The organism is Nevskia sp., assembly GCF_021732705.1.
GTDB lineage: Bacteria > Pseudomonadota > Gammaproteobacteria > Nevskiales > Nevskiaceae > Nevskia.
This window is the reverse complement of record NZ_JAKFUM010000014.1, coordinates 37,658-54,513: the sequence shown is the minus strand read 5'-3', so window position 1 is coordinate 54,513 and position 16,856 is coordinate 37,658. Positions and strand designations below refer to the sequence as shown.

At 67.4% G+C, this 16,856-nt stretch carries 16 protein-coding genes; 14 read left to right on the top strand and 2 right to left on the bottom strand.

Going from position 1 to position 16,856, the window contains the following annotated elements; all coding sequences use genetic code 11:
* Positions 1 to 3: 3 nt before the first annotated feature.
* A complete protein-coding gene (locus tag QZ951_RS16265) occupies positions 4 to 1,545 on the bottom strand; it encodes an outer membrane protein assembly factor BamD (RefSeq protein ID WP_293002470.1) in 1,542 nt (513 codons plus the stop codon).
* 84 nt (positions 1,546 to 1,629) lie between these two features.
* Between QZ951_RS16265 and rluD the strand changes: the two genes are divergently transcribed.
* From rluD to QZ951_RS16245, 4 genes are all read left to right on the top strand, one after another.
* A complete protein-coding gene (gene rluD / locus QZ951_RS16260; RefSeq protein ID WP_293002468.1) occupies positions 1,630 to 2,580 on the top strand; it encodes a 23S rRNA pseudouridine(1911/1915/1917) synthase RluD in 951 nt (316 codons plus the stop codon).
* Between the two features lie 45 nt (positions 2,581 to 2,625).
* On the top strand, positions 2,626 to 3,360 hold the full coding sequence (pgeF, locus tag QZ951_RS16255; protein ID WP_293002466.1) for a peptidoglycan editing factor PgeF: 735 nt from the start codon (positions 2,626 to 2,628) through the stop codon (positions 3,358 to 3,360).
* A 147-nt stretch (positions 3,361 to 3,507) separates the two neighbouring features.
* A complete protein-coding gene (locus tag QZ951_RS16250) occupies positions 3,508 to 4,539 on the top strand; it encodes a YCF48-related protein (RefSeq protein ID WP_293002464.1) in 1,032 nt (343 codons plus the stop codon).
* Complete coding sequence (locus tag QZ951_RS16245; protein WP_293002461.1) at positions 4,539 to 7,016, top strand: MMPL family transporter; 2,478 nt, start codon at positions 4,539 to 4,541, stop codon at positions 7,014 to 7,016. Before QZ951_RS16250 ends, QZ951_RS16245 begins: the two co-directional genes overlap by 1 nt.
* A gap of 27 nt (positions 7,017 to 7,043) precedes the next feature.
* Here the strand turns inward: QZ951_RS16245 and QZ951_RS16240 are convergent, their stop codons facing one another.
* Positions 7,044 to 7,883 carry a symmetrical bis(5'-nucleosyl)-tetraphosphatase gene (locus QZ951_RS16240; RefSeq protein WP_293002459.1) on the bottom strand — a complete coding sequence of 280 codons (840 nt, stop codon included), beginning with the start codon at positions 7,881 to 7,883 and terminating at the stop codon, positions 7,044 to 7,046.
* Positions 7,884 to 8,087: 204 nt separating this feature from the next.
* Here QZ951_RS16240 and QZ951_RS16235 point away from each other — a divergent pair, with 204 nt between their 5' ends.
* The 10 genes from QZ951_RS16235 (at position 8,088) to QZ951_RS16190 (ending at position 16,810) form a co-directional block, all read left to right on the top strand.
* Complete coding sequence (locus QZ951_RS16235) at positions 8,088 to 8,267, top strand: Flp family type IVb pilin (protein ID WP_293002457.1); 180 nt, start codon at positions 8,088 to 8,090, stop codon at positions 8,265 to 8,267.
* Positions 8,268 to 8,290: 23 nt separating this feature from the next.
* On the top strand, positions 8,291 to 8,752 hold the full coding sequence (locus QZ951_RS16230; RefSeq protein ID WP_293002455.1) for a prepilin peptidase: 462 nt from the start codon (positions 8,291 to 8,293) through the stop codon (positions 8,750 to 8,752).
* Positions 8,753 to 8,754: 2 nt separating this feature from the next.
* Positions 8,755 to 9,216 (top strand): TadE family protein, encoded by a 462-nt coding sequence (locus QZ951_RS16225; RefSeq protein ID WP_293002453.1) that lies wholly within the window; start codon positions 8,755 to 8,757, stop codon positions 9,214 to 9,216.
* 94 nt (positions 9,217 to 9,310) lie between these two features.
* Complete coding sequence (cpaB, locus tag QZ951_RS16220; RefSeq protein WP_293002451.1) at positions 9,311 to 10,336, top strand: Flp pilus assembly protein CpaB; 1,026 nt, start codon at positions 9,311 to 9,313, stop codon at positions 10,334 to 10,336.
* Positions 10,337 to 10,431: 95 nt separating this feature from the next.
* A complete protein-coding gene (locus QZ951_RS16215) occupies positions 10,432 to 11,799 on the top strand; it encodes a type II and III secretion system protein family protein (RefSeq protein ID WP_293002449.1) in 1,368 nt (455 codons plus the stop codon).
* Positions 11,800 to 11,836: 37 nt separating this feature from the next.
* Positions 11,837 to 13,030, top strand: coding sequence for a hypothetical protein (locus QZ951_RS16210; protein WP_293002447.1), 1,194 nt, complete (start codon positions 11,837 to 11,839; stop codon positions 13,028 to 13,030).
* 6 nt (positions 13,031 to 13,036) lie between these two features.
* The gene (locus QZ951_RS16205) at positions 13,037 to 14,254 is read left to right on the top strand and encodes a CpaF family protein (protein WP_293002445.1); all 1,218 of its coding nucleotides are present in this window, start codon (positions 13,037 to 13,039) and stop codon (positions 14,252 to 14,254) included.
* The gene (locus QZ951_RS16200) at positions 14,251 to 15,177 is read left to right on the top strand and encodes a type II secretion system F family protein (RefSeq protein WP_293002443.1); all 927 of its coding nucleotides are present in this window, start codon (positions 14,251 to 14,253) and stop codon (positions 15,175 to 15,177) included. Before QZ951_RS16205 ends, QZ951_RS16200 begins: the two co-directional genes overlap by 4 nt.
* Positions 15,174 to 16,115 (top strand): type II secretion system F family protein, encoded by a 942-nt coding sequence (locus QZ951_RS16195; protein WP_293002441.1) that lies wholly within the window; start codon positions 15,174 to 15,176, stop codon positions 16,113 to 16,115. Before QZ951_RS16200 ends, QZ951_RS16195 begins: the two co-directional genes overlap by 4 nt.
* Positions 16,112 to 16,810 carry a tetratricopeptide repeat protein gene (locus tag QZ951_RS16190; RefSeq protein ID WP_293002439.1) on the top strand — a complete coding sequence of 233 codons (699 nt, stop codon included), beginning with the start codon at positions 16,112 to 16,114 and terminating at the stop codon, positions 16,808 to 16,810. Before QZ951_RS16195 ends, QZ951_RS16190 begins: the two co-directional genes overlap by 4 nt.
* Positions 16,811 to 16,856 lie beyond the last annotated feature (46 nt).

Sequence of the window (16,856 nt, the reverse complement as noted above, 5' to 3'; positions counted from 1 at the left end):
GCGTCACTGGCCGGCGTCGGCCGGCTTCGGGGTTTCGGTCTTTTCTTCACCCGCCTGGTCGGCCGACGTAGCCGTGGCATCCGCGGCGGCCGGCGTGGCGCCGTCTGCCGCTGGCGCCGCCGCATCAGGCTTCTTTTTCGATCCGCCGATGTCGTAAGACTTGTTCAGGAAATCGAGGAAGCCGCCTTTCTCCTTCGGCTTCGTGGCGGAGGCCGCCGGTGACTTCGGCGCGCCATCGGCCGGCGGCTGCGGGGGGGCAGGCGCAGCCAGCACGTTGCCGGGGCTCTTGGGCGCGCCGTCGGCGGGCGTCGGCCCGGCCGTCGGCACCGGCGCGGCAGACGGGGTTGCCGGCGCGATCTCGATCACCGTGTCCGGACCACTGTACGGACCGGTGGTCAGCGAGGCGGACGGCGTGTCGTTCGACGACGCCGCGGGCTTGGCGGAACGGGTGGCCGTCGCGGCAGCGGCCGGCGCAGCCGCAGCATCGTCCTTGCCGATCGTGTACGTCTTGTTCAGCGCATCGAAAAAGCTGCCGATGCGGCCGAAGAAGCCCTTCGGTGCTTCCGGTGCTTCCGGTGCTGCGGCTGCGGCCTGCGCCGCCTCCGGGGCGGCCGAGGCACTCGGCACGACCAGCGCCGAGACCACCGCACCGTCTTCGCCGACGACGCTGCGCGGCCCCGGCTTCGGCGGGCGCGCATCGGCCAAGCGGATGGAGTTGGTATTCGCCGCGATGATCTTCGTGATGTCTTCGGACTGCGGCTTCAGACCGAGCTTGCTGTAGCTCAGCTTCAGCAAGGTCAGCGCTTCGGCAGTGGCGGGCGCGCCCGGATATTCGGCGATCAGGTTCTCGGCGCGCTTCGACACCGCGACCCAGGCCTGGCGCTTGACGTAGAACTTCAAGATCGACAGCTCGTGCGATGCGATGCGGTTGCGCAGATAGACCATCCGCTTGCGGGCATCGCCGGCGTACAGGCTGGTGGGATAGCGCTGCAGCAGCAGGGCGAAGTCATCGAACGCGCGGCGCTCGTTCAGCACGTCCTTCTTGCTGGTGTCGAGCGGCAGGAAGTCGCTGATGCCGTTGCTGCGGGCGGAATTGGTCAGGCCCTTGAGGTACTGCACGTAGTCCGCGCGCGGATGGCGCGGGTGTTCGCGCAGGAAGCGATCGGCCGCCAGCACCGCTTCATCCGGCTGGAAGCTGCGATACTGCGCGAAGATCTTCTCGAGCTCGGCCTGGGTCGAGTACTCGGTGAACGGATACCGCGCAATCAGCTGCGTAAAGCGCTTGTTCGCGGTTTCGTAGTCGCCGGTCTGCAGCGCATCGTGGGCGAGTCGATACGCCTGACTCGCTTCGAGCTTCAGCGCCTTCTCGGACTGCGGCGTCGTCGAGCCCGGGCCATCCTGCTGACCGGTGCGGAACGGGTTGTCCGGACGATCGGCACGAGGCGTCTTGGACGAGCAGGCCGTGACGGCGACGGCTAGCGACACGATGCCAAGAACACGCAGGGCACGCGGAGCGGACAGGCCGCGGAAGGAGCGTTTGGTCATTACGCGGAGAATCAGCGAGTTGAGTCGAAAATCGAGTATAGCCGATGGCTGCCGGCCCCAGCCGCGGCGCAGGACGTGCCGCTCATGAGCCGCACCGAGCAGGCGGCGGTGCCGGATCACCTCGCCGGCCAGCGTTTGGACGCCGTGGCCGCACAGTTGTTCCCGATGTATTCGCGAGGCCGGCTGAAAAGCTGGATCGAGTCGGGTGACCTGCGCGTGAATGGCGCCGTGCCCGAGAAGGCGCGGCAGCCGGTGGCGGCCGGGGATCAGCTTGATCTCACCGTCGACGAGCAGCCGCTGGCCGGCAACGACAAGCCGCAGGCGATTCCGCTCGACGTGGTCTACGAGGACGACGACATCGCCGTCATCAACAAGCCGCCGGGCCTGACCGTGCACCCCGGTGCCGGGCAGGCCGACAGCACGATGCAGAACGCGCTGCTGCACCGCTTTCCGCAGACCGACCTGCTGCCGCGTGCCGGGCTGGTCCATCGGCTCGACAAGGACACCAGCGGCCTGCTGATCGTCGGCCTGACGCTGGAGGCCTATACCCGGCTGGTGTCGGACATGGCGGCACGCGAGATCAACCGCGAGTACGACGCCGTGGTCAACGGCGCGGTCACCGCAGGCGGCACGGTCGACATGCCCATCGGACGCGATCCGCGCAATCGCCTGAAGATGGCGGTGGTCAGCGAGGGGCGCCCGGCGGTGACGCACTACCGGGTCAGCGAGCGTTTCACCCATCACACGCTGCTGCGGGTCAAGCTCGAAACCGGGCGCACCCATCAGATTCGCGTGCACATGGCTCAGATACTGCATCCGATCGTCGGCGACGCAGTCTACGGCGGCAAGGTCACGCGCGGCCGGAACATCGGCGAGGACCTGCGCAAGGCCCTGAACGGCTTCCCGCGACAGGCCCTGCACGCCCGCGAACTGCGTCTGGAACATCCGATCACGGGCGAGGAGCTGCACTTTTCGGCGGAAGCCCCGCCGGACATGCAGCGCCTGCTGGATCGGCTGCGCGCGGCACAAGCCTGACTCGGCGGTCGGACAGCGACCGCGCCCGAACCGAGGTCGCAAGCGATGAACCCGATCATTCCGGACTGGCCGGCACCTGCCGCGATCCGCGCTGCCTGTTCGACCCGCGAAGGCGGCATCAGCCAGGGCCGCTTCGCCGGTCTGAACATCGGCCGCAGCAGTGGCGATGACAGCGACAACGTCAGCGAGAACCGGCGGCTGCTGTTCGCGGCGCTGAAGCTGCCGCAGACGCCGGACTGGATTCATCAGGTGCACGGTTCGCGCGTGGTCCGCGTGCCGCACGAACCGGCCGAGCCCGATGCCGATGCCGCGTGGACCGATCGACCGGGCGTGGTCTGCGCGGTGCAGGCGGCCGACTGCCTGCCGGTGCTGTTCTGCGATCTCGACGCCACGGTGGTCGCCGCCGCCCACGCAGGCTGGCGCGGGTTGTCCGGCGGCGTGCTTGAAAACACCGTCGCGGCGCTGCCGGTGCCGCCGTCTCGGCTGATCGCCTGGCTGGGTCCGGCGATCGGACCCGACGCCTTCGAAGTCGGGGACGACGTGCGCAACGCGTTCGTCGCGGTCGACGCCGACGCGGCGAAGAACTTCCGGCCGACCGGCACACCGGGCAAGCACCGCGCCAATCTGTTCGCCCTCGCGCGCCAGCGGTTGGCCGTCGCTGGCGTCACTCAGGTTCACGGCGGCGGCATCTGCACGTATTCCGATCCGGCGCGCTTCTACTCGTTCCGTCGCGATGGCATCTGCGGCCGGATGGTCGCGACGATCTGGATCGCGCGCTGAGCCGCGACAGGGCGGAATGCGGCGCGCGCCAAGACAGCGAGGCCGCGCGTTTGCTACAACGGCGGCCGATGACGCGATCGCCACGGCGCCAGCCACCGATTCCGCGCGACTGCGCCCGCCGTTCTAAGCCGCCCGTCCTGATTCCGAATGCCCGCCACGCCTGACCGTCCCGTGCTTGCCCTGCCGTCGTCGCGGCATCTCCTGCTGGCCGTCGCGGCGCTGAGCCTGATCGGAGTCGCCATCGGCGGCGCGCGTGCCCAAGACGCCGCCGCACCGTCAGCGGAGCCGACGCCGATCTACCAGCCGCGCGCTGCGGACCTCGAGCCGCTGGCATCGAAAGGGCTGATGCTCGATGTCGTGGACACCGGCAAGCGCCTGATCGCGGTCGGCGATCGCGGTCACATCCTCGCGTCGATCGATGGCCAGAAGTGGGCACAGGTGACGGTGCCGGTGCGCTCGGCGCTGACCGCCGTGCGCTTCGTCGACGCCGAGCATGGCTGGGCGGTGGGGCATGACGCGGTGGTCGTCGCGACGGTCGACGGCGGCAAGACCTGGCAACTGCAGAACTTCCAGCCCGAGCTCGAAAAGCCGCTGCTCGACATCGAATTCCTCGACGCGAACACCGGATTCGCCGTCGGCGGTTTCGGGCTGGTGCTGCGGACCGAGGACGGGGGCGGCAACTGGGAACCGGTGTCGTCGCCGGCCTTCGACACCGACGAGCTGAATCTCTACAGCATCACCCGGCTCGCCGACGGCGATCTGCTGGTGACCGGCGAACAGGGGCGGCTGGTGCTGTCGAGCGATCGGGGCCGAACCTGGAAGCGCCTGAAATCGCCGGTGAATTCGACCTTGTTCGGCGCCGTGGCGGTACCCGGCGGCGGTGCGCTGGTCTGCGGCCTGCGCGGCAAGGCCTACCTGACGCGGGATGTTCGCGCCGGCGCTTGGCGCGCGCTCGACACCGGCACGTCGGCCGCGTTCTACGGCTGTACCGCGCTGGACCGCGCGCGCATCGCGCTGGTCGGCGACAACGGCACGATCGTCATCGCGGACCCCGCCAGCCTCGCCACCCGAAAGCTGACCGGGGAATCCGGCACCGCGTATTCGTCGGCGACGTTGTGGCAGTCCAGCCTCGTCGTCAGCGGCGAGCGCGGCCTGCAGTCGCTCGGGCGGGTGCGCTGATGGCCGCGCGTCTGCCGCTGGATGTCCGCCTCGTTCGCGCAATCGAACCGCTGATCTTCGCTCGCCGGCCGTTCACCCTGGCCCTGCTGGCCCTGCTGACCGTGCTGCTCGGCTGGCAGGCCACCCGGCTGACGGTGACCGCTGCCGATGATCGCGAGCATGTTGCGTCGACCGTGATTCAGGATGGCGCTGACGCCGATCCGGCCGATCCCGCCGACGCGCCCGGCCGCATCCGCATCGCCCTGAGCACGCGCGGCAATGATCTGTACACAGCCGGATTCCTGTTCCGGCTCAAGACCTTGACCGAAGCGGTCGGCGCGATGCCGGGCATCGACCCGGCCTCGGTGCGCTCGCTGTTCTCGCCGGCGTTGCGCTACGTCGAGGTGGTGGAGGGCGCGTATCGCGGCGCCAGCGTGATCCCGGAAGACTTCGTGCCGACGGCGGCGACGCCTCCGCAACTCGCAAAGATCCGCGCCAGCGTCATCGATGCCGAACTGATCGGGCAGTACGTCAGTGCCGACCAGCGCAGCGCGCTGATCGAAGCCCGTGCACGGGCCGGTGCGACGGCCGCCGAGCGCCGTCAGCTTGCGCGTCGGCTCGATGCTGCGGCGCGTGCCGTGATCGGCAGCGCCGGCAGTGATTTCAGCGTCGCAGTCAGCGGCGGCCCGGCACTGGCTGTCGCGCTCGAAGCAGGTTTGCCGGCATTGGCACGGCCGGCGGCGATCGGCGCGGCGGTGATGGCCATCGTGCTGATGACCTTGCTCGGGTCGCCGACCTTGGGCCTGCTGGTCTCGGCGGGCGCGCTGGTTGCGGTGACCTGGCAGCTCGGGCTGCTGAAACTCGTCGGCGCAGCGCTCGATCCGCAGGCGATCGGCGTCGTGCTGGTGACGCTGGCGGCGGCGGTGCTGCAGGGTGCGCAGGTTGCCGTCGGCTGGCGACGCGAAGCGGCGGGCGGCCATCGTTCCGGCTTCGAAGCCAGCCTGCAGAGCTGGCGGCGGCTGGCGATCCCGGCAGCGTCGGCGCTGCTGGCCACCGCCGCAGCGGTGTTCGCACTGGCCGTCATCGCCAAGCTGCCACTCCTGCGGCAGACCGCGCTCGCGGTGGCACTGGGCCTTGTTGCCGTCGTCATCGTCAATGGCAGCCTGTTGCCGCTGCTGCTGAGTCGCGTCGGCACGACGGCCCCAGCGCGATCGGCTTCCGGCGGCCGCGATCTGCTGGCGCCGCTGGTAGCGATTGGCGGAGCGGTGACCGGCTGGGTGCCGGCGATCGGCGTGCTGATCGTCGCGGCGATGATCTTCGGCGGCAGCGCCTGGCAATCGCGCGAACTGTCAGCAGGCCTTGCCGCCGATCAGGCAGGGTTCCCAAGTGCCAGCCGGTATCCGGCCGATGCCGCGGCCATCGCTCGCCAGTTTCCGCGCAGCGCACATCGGCTGACGGTGCGCGTGTCCACTGCGCCCGATTCCTGCACCCGGGCCGAGACGCTGGAGCAGGTGGATCGGCTGGCGTGGCAGCTGGCGAACGTGCCGGGTGTCAGCGGCACAGCGTCGCTGCCGCAGGCGACGCGCCGCGTGCTGACCGCGTTCTCGGAAGGCTCGCCCAAGTTCCGGGTTCTGGCGCGCAATCGCGAGACCTTGACCCAGGCCATCGCGCCGATCCCGGTCGAGAACCGGCTCTTCAATGGCGACTGCTCCGAACTGCCGATCCAGCTCTTCCTGAACGACGAGCGGCCCGTGACGCTGGCGGCACTGGCCGAGCGGGTCACGGCGTTCAACGGCTCGAATGCCGCTGAGTTCTACGACATCCACAAGGATGTCGATGCCGCGTACTGCGCGCTGCAGCGCAAGGCGAGAACCGATCCCGGATCGCTGACGAAGGCGCAGGCACGCCTCGATCTCGGGCTTGCGTGCCCGGTTCAGGCCGAGCTGGCCGGTGGCCCGGCCGGACAGCGGCTGGCGGCCCGCGAGGCATTGGCGGACGTGTCCGTGCAGGCGCTGATCGGGCTGCTCGCCGTGCTTGCGCTGGCGGTGTGGTGGCTGCTGGGCGATGCGGCGAGCGTGATCGCGATCCTGGTGCCGACGGTGCTGGCGACGGTCGTGATGCAGGCGCTGATGTCGCTCCTCGGCCTCCCGATCACCGCCGTCGGGCTGCCGCAGCTGGTCGCACTGCTAGGCGTGTCACTGGTTGCCAATCTGCTGCTGTTCAGCGACTTGCGTCAGTCCATGGCGGGCGGTGCGGCGGTGGCGCTGGCGTGGACGCGGTCGCTTGATGGCGCCGGGCGGGCGGTGCTCGCCGCCAGCCTCGCACTGATGGCGGGTGGGCTGGCCGGGCTCGCGGCGACGGGCGACGGCCGGCAGGCAGTCCTGCTGATGATCGCTGCGGTTGCCGTCCATGGGCTGTGCAGCTGGCTGCTGCTGCCAGCCATCGGCCGCTTCCTGCTGACCGAGCGCAAGCCGGAGATCGTTGTCCCGCGCTATTGAGCCCGCGCCGGACGCTGCGGCTGCAGCTCAGTCAGCATCGACGCCGGGGCGCCGATACTGCTCGCAGTCGATGCTGAACAGACGCTCGTCGTCGAGCCGCAGCGCAGTCAGCCGGCCGCCCCAGACGCAGCCGGTATCCAGCCCCCAGACCTGATGTTCGGGCCAGTGCACCCGACCCAGGGTAGACCAGTGTCCGAACACGATGCGCTGGCCTTCACTGCGACGCCCGGGCACGGCGAACCACGGCAGCAGTCCGGGCGGCTGGCTCCCGGGCGCGCCTTTCGGTTCCGGCGAGAGCACGCCATCCTCGCTGCAATAACGCAGCCGGGTCAGGCAGTTGATCGCGAAGCGCAGCCGTGGCCAACGGGTGAGGTTCAACTGCCAGCGCTCCGGCTGATCGCCGTACATGCGGGCGAGCAGCTCGTCGCCATCGTCGCCACGCAGGCTCGCCTCGACTTCGCGCGCGGCGCGTTCGGCATCCGCCACGGTCCATTCGGGGGGCAGGCCGGCATGCAGCATCAGCCAGCGGTTGTCGGCGCTGCGATGGGTCAAGGGCTGGCGGCGCAGCCAGCCGAGCAGCGCTTCGCGATCGGGCGCTTCGAGCACGTCGTCGAGCGTGTCGCGCCGGCCGCGCTTGCCGCCGGCCGCGACCGCCAGCAGGTGCAGATCGTGGTTGCCGAGCACCGACACGGCACGTTCGCCGAGGCTGATCACGGTCCGCAGCGTTCCGGCTGAATCCGGACCACGGTTGACCAGATCGCCGGCCAGCCACAGCGCGTCGATCGCGGGATCGAAGCGCAGGTGATCGAGCAGGCGAAGCAACGCCTCGTTGCAGCCCTGGATGTCGCCGATCACGTAAGTCGCCACCTTGTTTCGGTCTCCGTTCGTTCGCGGGTCTTGCAGTCGCCGCCTTGCAGGTCTCGGTCCAGCGGGCCGAACCATAGCCGATGAGCGGTACGAATGGCGGGTTTCAGTTGCTTTGACGCCTCCGGGACCCTCCGCTAAGGTTTGTTCCACGGGCAGGACACGCCCGAACCGCCCTCAAGAACGACTCGGATCCGGAGTATCCCCATGCTGAAGAAAGTCCAGAATTTCCTGCGCGACGACGAAGGTGCCAGCGCCGTCGAATACGGCCTGATCGTCGGCCTGATCGCTGTTGTCATCGTCGGCATCCTGATGAGCACCGGGACCAGCCTGAGCACGATCTTCACGACGATCAGCAGCAATCTGAACACTGCCGCCGCGCGCTGATCGCGCAGCATCTGCCCTGGTCCATGCCGCAGGCGTGGTCCGCCGGGGCGCTGGTGTTCTGGGCACTCGTGGTTGCCGGAAGCGATATCCGGCAACGACGGGTGCCCAATTCGTTTCTGCTGCCGGTGTTTGTCGTCGCGGCCGTGATTCAGCTGACCGAGGGACACGGCATCCTCGGGACAAGCGCAACTGACGCGCTGTTCGGGATGACGGTCGGCGCCGTTCTTCCGTTTTCCGGTTACCTGATGCGCCAGCTGGGCGCCGGGGACGTGAAATATGCAGCGGTCATTGGCCTGCTGTGCGGACTCGCTGGCATTCTTCAGATAATCTTGTGGTCGGCGTTGGCACTGGGCCTGATCTCGACCGCGGCGTGGGCGTGGTCAAGATGGCGTGAGCCGCTGGCGCGGCGGCTTCCGGCCGCGGTAGCGATCAGCGCAGGTTTCGTGGCACATCTGATTCTGTCCGGATCATTCGGGGGTATTTGAAAATGGGCATTTCCAGAAAGCAGACGCAGCGGCGGGAGCGCCAGCGCGGCGCCACGGTGATCGAGTTCGCGTTCGTCTTTCCGATCCTGTTTTCGATCGTCTATGCCGGCGTGACCTACGGTTACATCTACTTCCTGCAGCAGCGCATCAACTTCGCGGCGGAGCAGGCCATTCGGGCTGCGGTTTCGGTGTCGTCGACCGTTGCGGGCGGCTACACCAGCGGTCTGCAGGCAACGGCGACGCAGGCGATCAACAACAGCATCACCGCCAACGGCGTGCTGCCGCTGCCGCCGGCCCTCGGAATCTCGTTTCCGGCGCCGCCGAATCCGAACAGTTTTTCGGTGACGGTGACCTACAGTCTGGTGGCACCACCGGTGTTCCCGCGGATCACGCTGCCGCTGGTCGGACAGGTGCCGGCTTTTCCGGATCAGCTGGTCGCGACGGCGATCGGACTGATTTCATGAGAATTGCGGCAGCGGACCGGTAACGGTCTGAAAAAACACAGATAGATCGGATAAGCTGCGATCACGCAGCAGCGTTTTAGGGAGCGGAGAACGCATGAATAATAGCAACGCGATTCGACTTGTCGCGATTGTTCTCGGGGTGCTCGCCATCGTCCTCGCGTTCGCGGGACGGAAGATGACCCGCAATTTTGCCGAAAGCGCCAGCCGCGCCCAGCAGCAGAGCGAGGCTGCGGCGCAACCGCCAGCGGTTCCGCAGATCCTGGTCGTCATTGCCACGCGTCCGCTGGCTGCGAACGTTCCGATCACGGCCGATGCCGTCACGCTGGCGCCGGTCACGATCGCACCGACCGAGTACTTCGCCAACGTCAACGATGCGATCGGCCGCACGCCACTGCTCGACATCGATGCCGGCGCGCCAGTGGTGCCGCGCTTCTTCAAGGATTCCAACCTGATCGCGCGCGGCGTTCCCCCCGGGTTCCGCGCGCTGTCACTGAAGGTGGACAACGTTGTCGGCGTGGGCGGCTTCATTCGACCGGGCGACATCGTCGATGTACTGGTCTACATCAAGTCGGTCAACGACACGCCGACAGGCGAGCAGAACAAGGCGGAGGACATCGCCACGCAGGCGCGCGTGCTGATTCGCGATATCCGGGTGCTTGCGTATGAAGAGCATCTGGTCGAGCCGCCGAAGGGGATCGATCAGAACGAGCAGGAAAAGCAGAACCAGCAACGCATCCGCGAGCGCACGGCGGTGCTGGCGATTCCGGAACCGATGGTGACCAAGGTCTTGCTCGGATCGAGCTACGGCGAACTGCGTCTTGCCTTGCATGGCGAGCAGCCGGCAGACACGGTCGCGGCCGCTCCCGCGACCGGCGATCCGGCCGGCGTCGCCCCGAGCACCGCCACCGCGGACCCCGGCATCAGCGCGTTGCCGCTGAGCAAAGAAGCGAAGGCGCGTGCCGAGGCTGAAGCCGAACTGGCCGCGCTGCAGGTGATCACGGCGACCGAACTGGCGGAACTCGCCCCGAAGAGCAAGAAAGCGAAGGCTGCCGGTCGGCCGGCGCCACCGCCGCGGGTCGAGATCTATCGCGGCTCGAAGCTGGAAACGGTGGCGCCATGACGTCACGGTCGTTGCAGGCGCTGCAGCAGAGTCCGAGTCCGGCGATGGCAGAGAAGACAATTCGAGTGCGGATGGCAAGGGGTTGGGGCATGCAGATGAGCGTTTCGATCAGCCAACGGCTGTTCAAGGTTGTCGCCGTCGCGGCGCTAACCGTGGCTGCAGCCTCCCATGCGCCGGTCGTGTCGGCGCAGACACCGGTCGAGTCCCTCGCCGTCGAGCCCGGCACGCACAAGCTGGTTCGAGCCAAGGGCGCGGTCTCGCGCCTTGCAGTCGGCGATCCGAAGATCGCCGACGTCAATCTGGTCAACGGCCGCGAATTGCTGATCAATGGCAAGTCGGCCGGCGTCACGACCTTGCTGGTCTGGACCCGTGGCGGCAAGGGCAAGTCGGGCAGCGAGCCAACCGAATACCGCATCAGTGTCGGGGCGCCGGCCAGCGCCGATCCCGAACTGTCGAAGCTCAGCGTCCAGCCCACCGGCAGTCTCGATGGCAGCACGCCGAATCTGCTCGCGCATCGCCGCGCCACGCTGTCGGCGGGGCCGGGCACGAAGGACTTGCCGGCCGTCGACCGCAGCGTCGTTGCCGGCGAAACCCAGGTGACGAGCCATGTCCGCATCGTCGAGGTGAACCGCCGTTCGCTGCAGCAGTACGGCATCAACCTGTTCAAGATCGGCAACAGCGTCGGCAGCGTTTCCAATCCGGCCACCTTGGCGCAAGCGCCGCTGTCGGGCGCCGCGAACGCGGCCTTCGGCAGCGCGACCGGGTTCCTGCCGATCGGTGATGCCTTCAACATCCTGTTCGGCAACAACGGCTACACCGGCATTCTCAGCGTGCTGGAGCGCAAGGGTCTGGCGCGAGTGCTGGCCGAGCCAAGCCTGACGGCACTGAGCGGCCAGACTGCCAGTTTCCTGGCGGGCGGCGAGTTCCCGTATCCGGTCCCGCAGAGCAGCGGCACCGGCAATGGCACGATCACGATCCAGTTCCGCGAGTTCGGTGTGCGCCTGAACCTGACGCCGACCGTGCTTTCGAACAACCGCATCGCGATCAAGGTTGCGCCCGAGGTTTCCGATCTCGACTTCACCAACGCGATCACGATTTCCGGCACGACGATCCCGGGCCTGATCGTGCGCCGGACCGATACCACCGTTGAACTGGGTGACGGCGAAACCTTCGTCCTCAGCGGGCTGGTCAGCAACAACCTGACCAACAATGTCGACAAGGTGCCGTGGCTCGGGGACATCCCGGTGCTCGGCGCGTTCTTCCGCAGCACGCGGATCGATCGCACGGAAAAGGAACTGGTGATGGTGATCACGCCGCACCTCGTGCGGCCGATCGCCAAGGGCACGGCGCTGCCGCCGCTGCCGGGCGAGGGCACGGACCGTTACCGTCCGAACTTTGCCGAAACCATGTTTCTGGAAACCGGCGACTTCGGGCAGGACGCCGATACCGGCTACAGCAAATAGCTCCGGCGCTGGACCAGAACCTGCACGCCGGTCTGCCATGAAAACCAAAGTACTCGTCATCGCCGACGACCCGTCGTTCGAGTTCTGGCTGCAGGACGCGGAGGGCGCCAACCTCGAAACCGTGCTGATTTCGGGCAGCGACCCGAGCGATCTCCTGAAAAAGATCGAGGCGCACTCGCGCTTCAGCCTCGTGTTCTGCGAATTCCGGAACGCGAACGCGATGCTTCGGGCGAGCCTCGTCGAGCAGCTGCACGAGCGCCATCTTCATGTTCCGATCGTCGGCCTCGGCGACAATGCCAGCGCCGATTGCGTGCTCGATGCGATGCGCGCGGGCGCTCGCGATTTCTTCGTTCGCGGGCGCGATGACGACAAGCTGGGCGCGCAGATCGCGCGCTTGCTGAAGCGCAGCGCGGCGACCGCCGCGACGGCGGCTCCGGCCAAGGCGGGTCGCCTGTTCCTGACCTTGTCGGGTCACCCGCACGAATCGATCGCGTTCTTCGCCGAGCATCTGGCGCTGGCGATCGTCGAGCGTCTGGCGCCGGGCGAGCGGGCGCTGCTGGTCGATCTGGCGACACCGTCCGGTGCCGCCGCAATCTTCCTGAACCTGAACCCGACCTACAACGTGCTCGATGCCGTCAACGACGCGCATCGCTGCGACCAGACGCTGATCGACACCGCGTTTCCGAAGCATGCCAGCGGCCTTTATGTGCTGAGCCTGCCGGAAGACCTGCTGGGCCGCGCGCAGTTCGATGCCGAGCAGTTGCTGAAGCTGATGCAGGTGCTGCGCGGCCTGTTCGCGGTGACGGTGATCGCGATCGATGGCCATGCGCCGGTGTCTGCCGTGGCCGGGCTCGTCGATCTTGCCGATCGCAGCCTGCTGTTGTCGGACCAGTCGATCCTGAAGTCGCGCCACAACAAGTATCTGCTGCGGTCGCTGCGGGCGCAGGAATGCTCGTTGGAGCGAACCTCGCTGGTGGTCGACAACTACCGTCGCCGGCTCGGGCTCGAACCGCGCAATCTGGCCGAGCTGTTCGAGCTGCCGCTGGTGTCGGCGCTGCAGACCGAAAGCTTCAACCGCATTCTCTCGATGAATTCCGGCGAGCCGCTGTTCACGCTCGCGAAGAAGGATCCGTACTGCGCCGGCATCCGCGAACTGGCCGGTACCCTGCTGTCGGGCGAGATGAAGGTCTCGACGCCGCCACAGGGTTTCCTCGACCGCATACTCGGGTAAGCGGGCATGAGCACCGCGGACCAGGTCGAACGCTTCCGGCTGTCGGATCAATACCAGACGCTGAAAAGCAGCGTCCATCGTCACCTGATTGCGCAGATCGAGGATCGCAAGCTCGACATCTACGGATGGCCGGCGGAGAAGATCGAGCGCTTCGTGGCCGAGCAGGTGCGGCGCTACGTGCTGGAGCAGCGGCTGCCGGTCAATCAGCGCGAATCCGAAGCCCTGATTGCCGACGCCCGCAACGAGTTGCTCGGCTTCGGTCCGATCCAGAGTCTGGTCGATGACGACACGGTGAACGACATCGTCGTCAACGGGCCGCACAACGTGTTCATCGAGCGCGCGGGCAAGCTGTATTCGGCGCCGGTCCGGTTCAACGACGACAATCACGTCATCCGCGTGATCCAGCGCATCCTGGCGCCGCTCGGTCGCCGCGTCGACGAGTCGACGCCGATGGTCGATGCCCGTCTGCCCGATGGCTCGCGCGTGAACGCGATCATTCCGCCAATCGCGCTCGACGGGCCGTGCCTGTCGATTCGCAAGTTCCGCAAGGTGCCGCTGTCGGCCGATGACCTGCTGAAAAGCGGCAGCATCACGCAGCCGGAACTCGATTACCTGCGGGGCCGCGTGATCGGCCGAACCAACCTGCTGGTGGTCGGCGGCACCGGCTCGGGCAAGACCACGTTCCTGAACCTGCTGAGTCAGTGGATTCCGGCCGGCGAGCGCATCGTGACGGTCGAGGACGCCGCCGAACTGCGCCTGCAGCACAACCATGTCGTGCGGCTGGAAACCCGGCCACCGAACCTCGAAGGCCAGCGCGCCATCAGCGCGCGCGATCTGGTGCGCAACGCGCTGCGCATGCGGCCGGACCGCATCATCGTCGGCGAAGTCCGTGGCGATGAAGTGCTGGACATGCTGCAGGCGATGAATACCGGTCACGACGGCTCGATGACCACGCTGCACGCGAACAATGTTCGCGATGCCATGCATCGCCTTGAACTGCTGGCGGGTTTCGCCGGCTACAACGGCGGCGAGCAGACGCTGCGCGGCCAGATTTCGGCCGCGATTCAGCTGGTGGTGCACGTCGCGCGCCTGCCCAGCGGCCAGCGCCGCGTCATGTCGATCACGGAACTGTTGGGGCTGCAGGGACGCGAACTGGCCCTGCGCGATGTCTTTCGATTCGATCCCGAGACCGGGTCTGCCGTCATGCCGAGGGAGGCTGCGTGAGTCTTGTCCTGATCCTGTTCGTCCTCGGCGCCCTGCTGTTGCTGGGCGGCGCGGTGTGGTTGTACCTGCAGGCGGGGGATCGCGAGTACGAAGCCGACGTCAAGCTGCGTCTGCGCGTCACCGGTGCCGACGACGCTGCGATCGCCCAGGGCAGCACGGCCATCCGCAATCCGCTGCTGCGTGGCGTCTGTCATCTGTTCTGGCGGTCGGGTTCCGATATCCGTCCCGCGGGCGTGCTGCGTCTGCTGCTGCTGATGGCGCTGCTGACCTTGGCGCTGATGGTGATCATCGGCCCGATTCTCGCGGTGCCGCTGGTCGGCGTGCTGTTCTTCCTCGGCTATGCCGTGCTCGTGCAGCAGGCGGCGCGGCGGCGCATCCGCATCGTCGAGCAGCTGCCGTCCTATCTCGAGAACGTGATTCGCGTGCTCGCGGCGGGCAACACGCTGGAAGAAGCGCTGGGACAGGCCGCGCGCGAAAGCCCGCATCCGATCCAGCCGCTGTTCATCAGCATCGGCCGTCAGGTCCGGCTCGGCGCGCCGTTGGAACAGGTGCTCAGCGAAGCCGGCGAGATCCAGCGGCTGCGCGATCTCAAGGTGATGGCACTCGCGGCCAGCATCAATCGCAAGTACGGCGGCAGCATGCGCGGCGTGCTGAAGAGCCTGATCGTGGTCATCCGCCAACGCGCCAGTGCCGCGCAGGAACTGCGCGCGCTGACCGCCGAAACGCGATTGTCCGCGTTCATTCTCGCCGGCATCACGATGTTCCTGTTCGGCTACATCTACTTCCAGAACACCGCGTACTACACCAACATGATTGCCGACACGACCGGCCGACTGCTGCTGTTCGGTTCCGGAGCGATGGTCGGATTCGGCTTCATCTTCCTGTGGCGGATGCTGAAGTCGATCGACGAGGGTGAAGCATGAGCCCGACGATCTACGCGATGGTGGTGGCCGGCGCGATCCTGTTCGGAATGGGGACGATCGCGGCCCTCATCGTGCTGGCAATCGATGCGCGTTCGACCCGACGTCTGCGCGAACGTCTCGGACTCGCCGACGAGGACCGTGACGGCTTCGAGGGTGCCGAGCACAAGCAGTTGCTCGAAGGCTTCGCGCGCCGCGGCCAGTCGCTGGAACGGCTGGTCGACAAGGAAGGCGAAACGCCGCGGCTGCTGGCACAGGCTGGCTGGCGCGGCCCGGAAACGCGCCTGCTGTTCTATGCGCTTCAGGGTCTGGTGCCGATCATCCTCGGGCTGATCGTGGTCGTCGGCGCATTCAGCGGCTGGCCGTACTTCAAGGGCTTCAACCTCTACATCGCGGGCTTCGTTGCCGTGGCGCTGTCGTTCCTGCTGCCGCGCTGGGTGCTGCGCAGCGCCGCGAATTCACGCCGCAAGCGGATCAAGGCGGAAGTTCCGCTGTTCGTCCACTTGCTGGTGCTGCTGTACGAGGCCGGCCTGTCGACCCGGCTGGCGCTGGCTTCGATCGTGCGCGACGGCCGCGGCGTGCTGCCGGAACTCGGCCGCGAATTCGATTCCGCCGTGCGCCAGTTCGATACCGGTGCCGATACCGGCGAAGTGTTGCGCCAGATCGGCGAGACGCTGGAAGTCGACGATCTCAGCAACATTCTCGGCGTGCTGCGCCAGGTCGACCGCTACGGCGGCGAAGTGCGCGAGCCACTGCTGGACATGATGAAGCTGATCGAGGAACGCCGCGGGCTGGACTTGCGCGAGCGCGTCAACCTGATTTCCGGGCGCATGACGGTGGTCATGGTGCTGTTCTTCTTTCCGGCCTTGCTCGTCTTTGTGGCCGGTCCTGCCGCGCTGTCGATCGCCCGCACGCTGGCCTCGGTGGCTGGCGCGAAATGATCCGCGACGGTCTGCTGCTGGCTACACTGCTGCTGTCGGCCTGCGCCGCCAACCGGCAGTCGCCGCGTCCGCCGCCGCCCGACGACTACAAGCCGGACGTCGCCGACCCGCAGAAGGTGCAGCAGATTCGCAGCGACGTGATCCGGGGGCTGCTCGACAAGGGCCAGTACTACGCGGCGCTCGCCCATATCGAGGAACAGAAGCAGTCGGTCAGCGACAGCGCCGAGCTGATCTGGCTGGAAGCCGAGACCCGCCGACATCTGCTGCAGACCGCGCAGGCCGATGCCCTGTATCGCCGGCTGGTTGGCGGCGCACTCGAAGGCAAGGCCTACCACGGGCTCGGGCTGATGTATGCCAAGACCGATCTCGACGGCGCCATCCGGAACCTGCGCAATGCCGCGATGCGCCTGCCGACCGATGTCGAGATTCGCAACGATCTGGGTTACGCCCTGATGGAAGCGGGTCGATATACTGAAGCGCTGCCCGAGTTGTCGACAGCCGCCGAACTGGCGCCGTCGCAGCTGAAGAGCCGCAACAACCTGATCATCCTGATGCTGCTGACCGGCAACCAGAACGGCGCCGATCGGCTGGCGCAGCAATCCGGCACCACGCCGGACACGCTGAAGATGCTGCGAGAGCAGGCGCAGGGCATTCGGCAGCAGCAGGCAGCACGACATGGCCGCGCGCCGACATGAGCGGCGAACAGGCAGGACCGCACACTCCGACATGGACCGAGCGCCG